Raw genomic sequence first — 12,483 nt, forward strand, 5'->3', positions numbered from 1 at the left:
GTGAACGGGCACGTGCGGTGGATTTTAACACCCGGAACGGGATGGTCATTGGCGGCTGGCAATTCAGTCACCAGTCACCAGTCACCAGTCACCAGTCACCAGTCACCAGTCACCAGTCAGGAATAATCCTGTCAATCCTGTCTAGTCGGTTTTTCATGCGGCTCCGTGTAGAACACCGCCAGCCACACCGTTTCCCGCTCCGGGTCGGTCCACTCCACCCGGTGGCGGCAGCGGGCGGGCAGGTGGATCCAGTCGCCGGGGCCCAGCTCGCGGGGCCGTGCCTCCCCCGCCACCCGCAGGCGGGCACGGCCCTCCACCACCAGTACCCACTCCGCCTCGTCCTGGTCGTACCAGAACCCCGCGGGGCTGACATGGCCGCGGGAGACGATGCGCTCGATACGCAGGCCCGGCCGTTCCAGGAGCGGGTCGCAACACTCCCCCGTCCCGGGTCCCGGCAGGGGAAACAGCCCTCCGGTTGTCGGGTAGCGCTCACTCATCGCCGGCAGGATCCGGCTCCGTTTCCAGGTCCACCTCACAGGCCTGTTCAGCGCCCGGCTGGCAGGCGGAGACCAGTTCGCGGAGCTCCTGCACCGCCACGGTGAGCATCTCGTAGCTCACCCTGGTGGCCACCTTCAGCTCGCCGAGCACCTGCTCCCAGCGACCGAGGTAAGGCTCGCAGCACTGTTTCCAGGCGCGCAGGCGGGCGGCCGTGGACTCCTCCTCCGGGGCCAGCGCGAGGGTGGCCATGGTGAGCGCGGCCTGCTGCTCAAGCAGCTCGTCGCGCAGGGCGGTCCGCGCGCGGGCCTGCCAGTAGTTCTGCTGGGGCAGCGCGGCGATATGCTGGCGCAGCCACCAGGTCTCCAGCGCGTCGCCGAGATGGAAATAGAGGTGGGCGACGCTCTTCACGTCCACGCCGTTCTCGCCGGCCACCTCCACGATATCCAGGGCGGAGGGCAGCTGCCCGAGTCCCGCCACCTGCCCGGCGAGCGCCGCCGGAACCCCTTTCTTGGCCAGGGCCTTGGCCTGCCTGCGCAGCCCCTGGCGCTCCTCGGCCACCAGCAGCCGGGGCAGATCGGCGGCAATCTCCGCCACCCGCGGCCGGAACCGCGCCAGGGTTCCGGCCACGTCCGGACAGGCGCGGTAGCGGCGCAGGAACCACAGCGCCGCACGCTCCACCAGCCAGGCGGCATTGCGCAGCATGTCCAGCTGCAGTTCCGCCGGCACCCGGTTGTCCAGCGCCTCGATGGCCTCCCACAGGGCCTCCGCCCCGTAGACCTCGCAGCCCCAGACGAAGGCCCGGGCCAGGTTGGCCGCCCCGGCGCCCGTCGCCTCTTCCAGGCGGTGGGCATAGAGGGGTCCCATGCGGTTGACCAGCTGGTTGGTGATCTGTCCGGCGATGATCTCGCGCCGCAGCCGGTGCTCGCCCATCCGCGCCTGGAACCGCTCGCGCAACGGCGTGGGGAAGTAGCGTTCCAGCAGCACCGCCACACCCGGGTCGTCGGGCAGATCGGATTCGAGCAGCTGGCCGTAGAGGTGGATCTTGCTGTAGGCGAACAGCACCGCCAGCTCGGGACGGGTCAGCCCCTGGTCGTCGGCCTGGCGTTCGGTGAGCTCCTCGTCGCCGGGCAGCCCTTCCAGCGCCCGGTCCAGCACCCCGCCCTTCTCCAGGGCGTGCAGGTAGCGGCTGTGCTGGGTCAGCAGCTGCGGGGCCTGGAACGCCATCAGGCTCAAGGTCTGGCTCTGGGCGTAGTTGTCCCGCACCACCTGCGCCGCCACCTCGTCGGTCATCTCCGCCAGCAGCTGGTTGCGCTGCTTCCCGGTGAGATCACCGCTGTCCACCACCGCGTTGAGGAGGATCTTGATGTTCACCTCGCGGTCGGAGCAGTCCACGCCACCGGAGTTGTCGATGAAATCGGTGTTCATGCGCCCGCCCGCGGCGGCGTACTCCACCCGTCCGAGCTGGGTGAAGCCGAGGTTGCCCCCCTCGCCCACCACCCGGCAGCGCAGATCGCGGCCATCCACCCGCACCCCGTCGTTGGTCCGGTCGCCGACGTCGGCGTTCCGCTCCCGGGCCGCCTTGACGTAGGTGCCGATGCCGCCGTTCCAGAGCAGATCCACCGGGGCGGTGAGGATGAGGCGGATGAGCTCGTTGGGGGTGAGGTGCTCGGCGCTCACGCCCAGCCACTCGCGTACCTCCGGCGACAGGGCGATGGACTTCTGGGTGCGCAGGTGGATGCCGCCCCCGCGGGAGAGCAGGGTGCGATCGTAGTCGGCCCAGCTGGAGCGGGGCAGCGCGAAGAGCCGCTGCCGCTCGCGGAAGCCGGCCTCCGGGTCGGGGTTGGGATCGAGGAAGATGTGCAGGTGGTTGAAGGCGGCCACCAGGCGGATGTGGGGCGAGAGCAGCATGCCGTTGCCGAACACGTCGCCGGACATGTCGCCGATGCCCACCACGGTGAAGGGGCTGGTCTGGATGTCCCGGCCCAGCTCGCGGAAGTGGCGCTTCACCGACTCCCAGGCGCCGCGGGCGGTGATGCCGATCTTCTTGTGGTCGTAGCCGGCGGAGCCGCCGGAGGCGAAGGCGTCCCCGAGCCAGAAGCCGTACTCCCGGGCGATGGCGTTGGCGGTGTCGGAGAAGGTGGCGGTGCCCTTGTCCGCCGCCACCACCAGGTAGGGGTCGTCGTCGTCGTGCCGCACCACCCCCTCGGGCGGCACCAGCCGGCCCTGGACCAGGTTGTCGGTCAGGTCCAGCAGGCCGCGCACGAAGGTCTGGTAGCTGGCGACCACCTCGCCCTGCAGCGCCTCGCGGTCGCCGTCGGCGGGCAGGCGCTTGCAGACGAAGCCGCCCTTCGCCCCCACCGGGACGATGACCGCGTTCTTCACCATTTGCGCCTTCATCAGGCCGAGCACCTCGGTGCGGTAGTCCTCGCGGCGGTCCGACCAGCGCAGTCCGCCGCGGGCCACCTTGCCCCCGCGCAGGTGCACCCCCTCCACCCGGGGCGAGTAGACGAAGATTTCGTACATCGGCCGCGGCAGGGGCAGGTCCGGAATGCGGGCCGGATCGAGCTTGATGGCCAGGTAGGGCTTGGGCGCCCCATCGGGCCCGCGCTGGTACCAGTTGGTGCGCAGGGTGGCCCGGATCACCGCCAGGAAGCGGCGCAGGATGCGGTCCTCGTCGAGGTTGGCCACCGCGTCCAGGGTCTCGGCCAGCATCTTCTCCAGGCGCGCGGCACGGGCCTCGGCATGGACCTTCTCCTGGGGCTTGGCCCGGGCCTGGAACAGGCGCACCAGCATGCGGGCGATTTCCGGATTGTTGGCGAGCGTCTGCTCCATGTAGGACTGGCTGAAGGGAATGCCGGTCTGCAGCAGGTAGCGGCAGTAGGCCCGCAGCAGGGCCACCTCGCGCCCGGACAGGCGCGCCTCGAGCACCAGCCGGTTGAAGCCGTCGTTCTCCAGGTCGCCGCGCCAGATGCCGGCGAAGGCCTCCTGGAAGATGGTGCGGACCACCTCCGGGTCCGGTTCGGGGCCGCGGGCGAACACCATCAGGAAATCGTGGATCCAGACCGGGTCGGCCCCGGCCGGGCGCACCTCGAAGGGTTGCTCTCCCACCACCCGCAGGCCCATGTTCTCCAGCACCGGCAAGGCGTCGGAGAGCGGGATGGGGGCACCGCGGGCGAAGAGCTTGAAGTGCAGGTTCCCGCCGGTCTCCTCCAGCGGCCGGTAGAGGCTCAGGCCGGGTCCGTCCGCCGGCAGGCGGGTGATGTGCTCCACGTCATAGACCGCGGTCCAGGCCGGGTGGATCTCGCGGTAGCCGGCGGGAAAGGCGTGCTGGTAGCTGGAGAGCAGGCGGTTGCCCCGCTCCTCGCCGAAGTGTTCCATCAGCGCCTGCTGGAAATCGTCGGCCCAGCTGCGGGCCGACTCCTGTAGACGCTGCTCGATCTCGCGCACCTCGTAGGCCGGCTCGCTCCCCACCGGCGTGTGGATGGTGAAGTGGATGCGCGCCAGGACCGATTCCGAGAACCGGGTGTTGAACTCGGCCCGGGTCCCGCCGAAGGCCTCCTGCAGGATGCCCTGCATCTTGATGCGCAGGGCGGTGTCATAGCGATCGCGGGGCACGAACACCAGGCAGGAGAAGAAGCGGCCGAAGGGATCGCGGCGGACGAACAGGCGGATGCGGCGCCGCTCCTGCAGGTGCAGGATGCCCAGCGTGATGTCGAACAGCTCATCCTCGCCGGCCTGGAACAGCTCGTCGCGGGGAAAGTTGTCGATGATGTTGAGCAGGGCCTTGGCGGCGTAGCTGGAGGCGGCCAGCCCCGAACGCACCATCACCCGCGCCACCTTGCGCCGGACCAGGGGGATGGCGGAGGGCGAGAGGTTGTAGGCCGCGGAGGTATAGAGGCCGAGAAAGCGGTGTTCGCCGACCACCTCGCCATTGCTGTCGAACTCCTTGACCCCCACGTAGTCCAGCGGCACCGGGCGGTGCACCGTCGATTGGGCGGAGGCCTTGTTCACCACCAGCAGCTCGGCCTCGTGGGCACGGCGGCGCAGCGGTTCGGGCAGGGCGGAGAAGCTTGCCGAGACCTCGTGCTCCTCGCGCCGGCGCAGCACGCCCAGCCCGGTTCCGGGCAGCGCCCGCAGCATGTCCTCCCCCCGCTCCTCCAGCAGGCGGTAGTGCCGATAGCCGATGAAGGTGAAGTGCCCGTCCAGCAACCAGTTCAGGAAGGCCCGATCCTCGTTGAGATCGGCCGGGTTGAGCGGCGGCGGGGTGCGGTCGAGCCCCTCGATCACCGCCTCCAGCCGCTCACGCATCCGGCTCCAGTCATCCACGGTGATGCGCACGTCGGCCAGCACCTGCTCCAGGGTCTGGTGCAGCCGTGCCAGCTCGGCCGGATCGGTCTGCCGGTCCACCTGCAGGTGCATCAGCGACTCCTGGATCCCCCGCTCCGCGGGGGCCCCCGGCGGCACGACGACACCGAGCCGCCCCCGGGCATCCCGCTCCACCCGCAGCACGGGATGAATCAGCAGGTGCAGCGTCAGCCCCAGCCGGTTGACCGCCATGCGCACCGAGTCCACCAGGAACGGCATGTCATCGGTGACGATCTCCACGACCGTGTGAATCGACTGCCAGCCGTGCTGCTCGTGGCTGGGGTTGTAGACATGGATCCGGGCATCGCCGGGCGTGCGCAGATGAAGGAAATTCCAGTGGGCCAGGACGATGCCGTAGAGCGACTCGGGCGAGTGCTCCAGCAGATCCTCCGGCGCGGCACGGAGGTAGTACTGCTCGATGAACGATTCCAGGGCCGCCAGGCGGGCCCCGGAAACCTTGGCCTGGGCCAGGGCGATCACCTTCCGGATGAGATCAGCCTTGAGCTGTTCCGGCTTTCTCGACATTCACCTCTCCCGCCGGGGTGTCCGGCTGCCGCCGCGGCCGCCCGGTGAACCGGCGTCTCCTACTCTTCCCCGCCGCCGGCCTTCTTTCCGCCCTGCTGGCCCATGCCCGCGGAGAAGGCGTCCCAGAAGCTCTTCTGCAGCGCTTCCATGGACTGCAGGTGGGGCGGCAGGAAGGGCTTCATCAGGGTCGCCGGGTCGAACCCCTCCATGCCGGAGAGCATCCGCTCCCGGATCTGGTCCATGAGCTCCCGCTGCAGGGGCTCCACGTCGGGCAGACCGAAGAACGTGCGCAACTCCTGGGGGGTGGCTTCCAGGTCAATCTTTATCTTCATCGCGGACTCCATCTCCTGTGGGGGCGTTACCGCAAGTGTAGCGCTACTTCGGCGCGCGGATGGCGGATGACCGCTGCGGCGGGCGCCGCGGCACCCATCCCCGCACGCACTCACGCATTCACGCATTCACGCATTCACGCATTCACGCATTCACGCATTCACGCATTCACGCATTCACGCATTCACGCATTCACGGTAATAGGGGCGGGAACACGATGCCACCCTGGCCACGGAACGCCCTTATCCTCATCCCTTGACTCTTCCGACCAACGCAATCGGCAAAGGGTTTCAGTTCCGTGCGGCAATCCACGCGGACAGGGCCTCGGCCGGCAGCGGTCGGGCGAACAGGAAACCCTGGAGCCGGTGACAGCCCAGCTCCCGCAGCAGCTCCACCTGCCCGGGCTGTTCCACGCCCTCGGCCACCAGGGTAAGGCCCAGGCCGTGGGCCAGGCCCGCGATGGCGCGCACCACCTCCACGCTGTATTCGTGGCGCGGCAGCTGGCTGACGAAGCTGCGGTCGATCTTCACCGTGTGCAGGGGAAAGCGCGTCAGGTAGCCGAGCGAGGAATAGCCGGTGCCGAAGTCATCGAGAGCCAGCTGCACGCCCAGCCGGTTGATGGACTCCAGCATCGCCAGCGTCCCGGCGCCGTGGCGCATCAGGGTGGTCTCGGTGATCTCCAGCTCCAGGCGCTCCGGCTGGAGCCGGGCCTGTTCCAGGTGCCGCTGCAGCCGCTGCGCCAGATCGCCGTCCTCCAGCTGGAGCGGGGAGAGGTTGACGGCGATCACCAGCGGCGGCAGGCCGGCATCATGCCAGGCGGAAGCCTGCCGGCAGGCTTCCGCCAGCACCCAGTCGCCCACCGGACCGATCAGGCCGGTCTCCTCCAGCAGCGGAATGAACTCCATCGGCGCGACGAGCCCGCGGCGGGGGCACTGCCAGCGCAGCAGCGCCTCCACGGCCACCACCGCGCCGGTCTGCAGATCCAGCTGGGGCTGGTAGTGAAGCCGCAGCTCCCGTCGCTCCAGGGCCCGGCGCAGATCCGCCTCCAGGACCAGCTGCTCGTGGGCCCGGGCATCGATGTCGGCGGTGTAGAACCGCAGGCCGGCGCGTCCCTGGAGACGGGCCCGGTGCAGGGCGGCCTCGGCATTGCCGAGCAGCTGGGCACCATCAATGCCGTCATGGGGATAGAGGCTCACGCCGATGCCGGCGCTGATGAACAGTTCGTGGCCGCCCAGCTGGAAGGCGGATGCGAGCACCGACTGCAGCCGCCGCACCCGGCTCATCGCCTGCTCCGGCGTGCGCACCTCGCCCAGCAGGATGGCGAACTCGTCGCTGCCCAGCCGCGCCAGCATGTCACCGGGCCGCAGCACCCGTCCCAGCCGTTCCGCCAGCTGGCGCAGGAGCCGGTCCGCGCCGCCCGGGCCGAGGGTATCGTTGATCATCTTGAACCGATCCACGTCCAGCAGCACCACTGCCGCGCCGCCGCCCCCTTCGCCCTCCTGCCTCAGCGCCGGGTCGATCCGCTCGAGGAAGGCGGCGCGGTTCGGCAGGCCGGTCAGGGGATCGCGGCTGCTCAGGTAGCGGATGAGCCGCTCGTCCTCGAGGCGCCGGGTGATGTCGCGGCCCGTTGAGATGTAATGGGTGATGGCGCCGCTGCCGTCGATCAGGGGGGTGATGGTCTTCTCTTCCGGGTAGATGCTGCCGTCGCGGCGGCGGTTGATCAGCGTGCCCTGGAAGGTGCGTCCCGCCGCCAGGTCCTGCCACAGGGCGGCGTAGAATCGCTCCTTGTGCCGCCCGGACTTGAGCAGTGACGCCGGCTGCCCCACAGCCTCCGCGGCGCCGTAGCCCGTGATGCGGGTGAAGGCGGGATTGACGAACTCGATGCGGCCCCCGGCGTCGGTGATCATCACCGCGTCGGCGGTCTGCTCCAGGGCCCGCGAGAGCACCCGCATCCGCGCATCCGCCGCCTGCCGCTCGGCGCGGGTGCGCAGGGCGGTGATGCCGTAGGAGAGATCGGCGGCCAACTCGTCGAGCAGTGCGACCTCACCCTCGTCGAAGGCATCCGGCTCCCCGGCATAGATGCACAACGCCCCGATGACGGCGCCGTCATGAAGCAGCGGCAACGCCAGCACCGAGGCGTAGCCGCGACGCAGCGCCTCCTCGCGCCAGGGGCTGAAGCCCGGGTTTTCGTGCACATAGCGGACCAGGGCCGGCACGCCGTCGCGGATGGCCCGGCCGGCCGGTCCCTGGCCCAGCGGACTGTCATCCCAGCGCACCTGGATGCGCTCGAGGTAACCCTCCACGTGGCCGGCCATCGCCACCGGTTCCACCACCCGCCCGGGCTGCTCCACGGCGAAGCCGATCCAGGCCATGCGATAACCCCCCGGCCCCACCGCCACCTGGCAGATCCGTTCCAGCAGGCGGGCCTCGTCCGGGGCCCGCACCAGCGCCTGGTTGCACTGGCTGAGCGTCACCAGCGCCCGGTGCAGGCGCCCCGCCTCACCCGTGACCCTGCTCGATCCGGACACCACCTGCTCCAGCGCCCTGCGCAGCCCGGCTCCATTCTCGGCCAGCCGCCGATCGAGACAGGCCACCACCCCCCGGCCGCGGGCCACGCACCCGCCGGTCCGCCCGCCGCCGTCACCGGGGCAGAGCGCCACGATGGGCAGCGCGGGCAGCGCCGCGTTGAGACGCCGGAGGGTGTTGGCGGGAGAGGCCGCAGCCTCGTCGCAGGCGGGATTGAGCAGCAGGAGATCGAAGACCTCGGTGCCGAGGCGCGCCAGGGCCGCGTCCGCATCCGGTTCGTGGACCACGGACCAGCGGGCCTCCTCCGGCCCGGTTACGAGCGCGCCGAGCTGCCGCGCCCTGTCGGTGTCCCCCTCAAGAAGCAGAACCCGCATGCCGTGCCCTGAGTCCTCAGCGATGGTTCCGGGAACTCTAGCATGGATAACCGGGGACGGGTGGCGCAACCGGGGAATCCTGAAAATACGCCCAAATAATCGAAGCAGGAAAAAAACCGGCGGCAGATGACCGGGGATGGAGACGCCATCGCTGCGGCGGCCATGCTCACGCCGCGGGATGGCGACCTCAGTCCTCCAGGTAGGTATAGCCGCGCAGCCCCGCCTCGAGCTCCTCGAGATACCCCGCCCGGGTCGCCGCCGGCAGCGCCGCGATCTCCAGCTGGTCGCGGTAGGCGGCGAGCAGCGCCTCCGCCTCGAAGTGGACATAGCGCAGGACGTTGTCCACCGTATCGCCCCGTACCGGCTCCACCAGCCGGTGACCGCCGCCGGGCAGCGCCTCCACGTGGACCGAGTCGGTGTCCCCGAACAGGTTGTGCATGTCGCCGAGGATCTCCTGGTAGGCACCCACCAGGAAGATGCCGAGGAGGTAGTCCTCCTCGGCGGCGACGGCATGCAGCGGCAGGGTGTGCTCGGTGCCGCCCTCCTCCACGAAGGTGTCGATGCGCCCGTCGGAGTCGCAGGTGAGATCCTCGATCACCGCCCGCCGGCCGGGGCGCTCGTCGAGCCGCTGCAGGGGGACGATGGGGAAGGACTGGTCGATGGCCCAGGCGTCGGGCAGGGACTGGAACAGGGAGAAGTTGCAGAAATACTTGTCGGCGAGCTTCTCGTCGAGCTCGTCGAGCACCTCCCGGTGGCTGCGCTTGCCCGGGGCCAGCAGCTCCCGCACCCGCCGGCAGGTGACGGCATAGAGGCGCTCGGCCAGGGCGCGCTGATCGAGGCTCAGCAGCCCGTGGACGAACTGCTCCTGGCTCTGGGCCAGCCAGTAGAGCGCGTCATGGTAGGCCTCCACGGCCGAGTGCCGGTCCAGGTGCTCGAAGCCGTAGCGCAGGTCGCGGAGGATCAGCGGCTCGGCCTCCACCGGCGGCGGCGGGACGTCCTGGTCGGGACCCCGCTCGATGTCGATGACGTTGGTGAGCAGCACCGCGTGGTGGGCGGTCATGGCCCGCCCCGACTCGGTGATGATGTCCGGGTGGGGCAGGTTCTCCTCGGCGCACACCTCGGCCAGCAGGTGCACCACGTTGTTGGCGTACTCCTGCACGCTGTAGTTCATGGAGCAGTAGGCGCGGGAGCGGGTTCCCTCGTAGTCCACCCCGAGCCCGCCGCCGATGTCCACGGTGGCGATGGGCACCCCGAGCCGGTGCAGCTCGGCGTAGTAGCGGGCGCCCTCGCGCAGGCCGGCCTGGATGTCGCGGATATTGGCGATCTGGGAGCCCATGTGGAAATGCAGGAGCTGCAGGCACTCGAGCATGTCCGCCGCCTTCAGGCGCCGCACCACCTCCAGCACCTGGGCGGCGGAGAGGCCGAACTTGGCCTTCTCGCCGCCGGTGTTCTGCCACTTGCCGGCGCCGATGGAGGCGAGCCGGACCCGGATCCCCAGCAGCGGCTTCACCCCCAGCTCGCGGGCGGTGGCGATCACCGTCTCCAGCTCCGAGAGCTTCTCGATGACCAGGTGGATGCGGTGGCCCATGGCCCGGGCGATGTGGCCCAGGCGGATGTACTCACGGTCCTTGTAGCCGTTGCAGATGATCACCCCGCGCCCGGGCCGGGACAGCGCCAAGACCGCCATCAGCTCCGGCTTGCTGCCCGCCTCCAGGCCCACGCGGCCGCCGCCGTGGCGCAGGATCTCCTCCACCACCCGGCGCTGCTGGTTCACCTTGATGGGATAGACCGCCGTGTAGCGGCCCCGGTAGGACTCCGCCGCGGTCGCCGCGGCGAAGGCGCCGCAGAGGGTGTCCACCCGGTCGTGGAGAATACCGGTGAAGCGCACGAGCACCGGCAGGATGAGCCCCGCCTCGCGCACCTCGCGCACCAGCGCCACCAGGTCCACGCCGGGATGGGCGGGATCGCGATCCGGACGGCACACCAGGTGGCCGTCGCCGTTCACGTCGAAATAACCGCCGCCCCAGTTGGCGGTGCTGTAGAGTTCGCGCGCCTTGTCGATAGTCCAGCTCACCGCTGACCGGCTCCCGTCGCTGCTGTAATGGCCCATTATCGGGCAGCGGGCCAGGTGATCACAGTCCCTTGTGGCTCCTGCCGCCCTTCCGGTATCTTTTGGCACCCTTGTTCCCTTTCCGGCAGTGGAGCCCGTCATGGCCCAGGAAACACCCCGCAACTGGTTTACCGAGCGCTGCGAGGAGCACGGCAGCGCCTTCTCCCTGGAGACCGCGCGCCACGTCTACGAGGAGCAGACCCCCTATCAGCGCCTCGACATCTACGAGACCACCCGGTGGGGCTACCTCATGACCCTCGACGGGCTGGTGATGCTCACCTCGCGGGACAACTTCCTCTACCACGAGATGATGTCCCACCCGGCGCTGTTCACCCACGCCGATCCGAAGCGCGTGGTCATCATCGGCGGCGGCGATTGCGGAACGCTGCGCGAGGTGCTGCGCCACCCGGGCGTGGAGCACTGCCTGCAGGTGGAGATCGACGAGCGGGTGACGCGCCTGTCCGAGGAGTACTTCCCGGAGCTGTGCGAGGCCAACGGCGACCCGCGGGCGGAGCTCCATTTCGGCGACGGCATCGCGTGGATGAAGCAGGCCCCGGCCGATTCCGTGGACCTGGTCATCATCGACTCCACCGATCCCATCGGCCCGGCCGAGGGGCTGTTCGGCGAACCCTTCTACCGCAACTGCTTCCGGGCGCTGGGCAAGGGCGGCATCCTGGTGCAGCAGAGCGAGTCGCCGCTGCTGCACTTCGAGCGCATCATCCAGCCCATGCACAAGGCCATGCGCGCCGCCGGCTTCAGCCACACCCGCACCCTGCACTTCCCGCAGCCGGTCTATCCCTCCGGCTGGTGGTCGGCCACCATGGCCCGCAAGGGCGAGCCGCTGGACGCCTTCCGCGAGGCGGATGCCCGCGCCCGCCCCTTCCCCACCCGCTACTACAACGCCGGGCTGCACCAGGGCGCCCTGGCTCTGCCCCAGTTCATGCTGGAGGGGCTGCCGGAATAGATTCAGGGTTACAGAGTTACAGGGTGACGGAGAAAAGCTGGTGCGCAGTTCCGGATTCATCCGGCCAGGCCGGTGGCCTGACGCCCACGCCGGCCCCGGCCGTCTGCGGCGTGTGCGGATGAATCCGCACCTACACCGGGGGGAACCCCGCCCGTCCCGTAGGGCCGGATTTATCCGGCCAGGCACGGCCCCGGCTCGAGCCACTGGGGCATGGAGGAATCCACGCCGCGGGAGACGGCACGCCCTTCAGTCGCACCACCGGGCCACCAGCGCCTCGGTCTCCGCCTCCGCCGCGGCCCGCTCCGTGGCGTCCAGGATCGCCCGCTCGCCGGACTCGTCGCGCCGGAACAGGTAGGCGGCCGAGCGCACGCCCTCCAGACGCTCCCGGGCGATGCGGCAGTTGCGCTCGCGCCGCTCGGTCTCCGCGCGGGCGGCCGCGGCCTGCTCCGCCCGCTCCCGGCGCTCCGTCTCGAACGCCCGCAGCAACCGATCCTGCCGCGCCCGCCGCGCCCCGGCGTCGGGCTCCGGCGCCGGCGGCGTCGGGCGGCTGGTCAGCGGCAGCGCCTCACCCGCTCCCGCCGGCGGCCGGTCACCGAAGTGCACCTGCCCCTGGGCGTCGGTCCAGCGGTAGATATCCCCCGCGCCGGCCGGGACGGCCAGGACGAGCAGCAGGAGGGCGATTGCTCGGGGCATGTTTCCGTGTTCCGTGTTCCGTGTTCCGTGTTCCGTGTTCCGTGTTCCGTGTTCCGTGTTCCGTGTTCCGTGTTCCGTGTTCCGTGTTCCGTGTTCCG

At 70.0% G+C, this 12,483-nt stretch carries 7 protein-coding genes; 1 reads left to right on the forward strand and 6 read right to left on the reverse strand.

The window, feature by feature from the left end:
- Window positions 1-131 precede the first annotated feature (131 nt).
- The 5 genes from DFQ59_RS16370 to speA form a co-directional block, all read right to left on the reverse strand.
- Window positions 132-497: a cupin domain-containing protein gene (locus DFQ59_RS16370; RefSeq protein WP_114280798.1), complete on the reverse strand. Its 366-nt coding sequence runs from the start codon at window positions 495-497 to the stop codon at window positions 132-134.
- The gene (locus tag DFQ59_RS16375; RefSeq protein ID WP_114280799.1) at window positions 490-5,388 is read right to left on the reverse strand and encodes an NAD-glutamate dehydrogenase; all 4,899 of its coding nucleotides are present in this window, start codon (window positions 5,386-5,388) and stop codon (window positions 490-492) included. The genes DFQ59_RS16370 and DFQ59_RS16375 overlap by 8 nt, the downstream gene beginning before the upstream one ends.
- A gap of 59 nt (window positions 5,389-5,447) precedes the next feature.
- Window positions 5,448-5,720 (reverse strand): DUF6489 family protein, encoded by a 273-nt coding sequence (locus tag DFQ59_RS16380; protein WP_114280800.1) that lies wholly within the window; start codon window positions 5,718-5,720, stop codon window positions 5,448-5,450.
- Window positions 5,721-6,008: 288 nt separating this feature from the next.
- Window positions 6,009-8,618 carry a putative bifunctional diguanylate cyclase/phosphodiesterase gene (locus DFQ59_RS16385; RefSeq protein WP_114280801.1) on the reverse strand — a complete coding sequence of 870 codons (2,610 nt, stop codon included), beginning with the start codon at window positions 8,616-8,618 and terminating at the stop codon, window positions 6,009-6,011.
- Window positions 8,619-8,805: 187 nt separating this feature from the next.
- Complete coding sequence (speA, locus tag DFQ59_RS16390) at window positions 8,806-10,728, reverse strand: biosynthetic arginine decarboxylase (RefSeq protein ID WP_114280802.1); 1,923 nt, start codon at window positions 10,726-10,728, stop codon at window positions 8,806-8,808.
- Between the two features lie 100 nt (window positions 10,729-10,828).
- On the opposite strand from speA, the gene speE reads away from it, so the two are divergent.
- On the forward strand, window positions 10,829-11,692 hold the full coding sequence (gene speE, locus DFQ59_RS16395; RefSeq protein WP_114280803.1) for a polyamine aminopropyltransferase: 864 nt from the start codon (window positions 10,829-10,831) through the stop codon (window positions 11,690-11,692).
- 246 nt (window positions 11,693-11,938) lie between these two features.
- Here speE and DFQ59_RS20095 read toward each other — a convergent pair whose 3' ends face one another.
- Window positions 11,939-12,385, reverse strand: coding sequence for a DUF4124 domain-containing protein (locus DFQ59_RS20095; protein WP_114280804.1), 447 nt, complete (start codon window positions 12,383-12,385; stop codon window positions 11,939-11,941).
- Between the last annotated feature and the right edge of the window lie 98 nt (window positions 12,386-12,483).

This window comes from Thioalbus denitrificans (assembly GCF_003337735.1).
In the GTDB taxonomy this organism is placed as follows: Bacteria; Pseudomonadota; Gammaproteobacteria; order DSM-26407; family DSM-26407; genus Thioalbus; species Thioalbus denitrificans.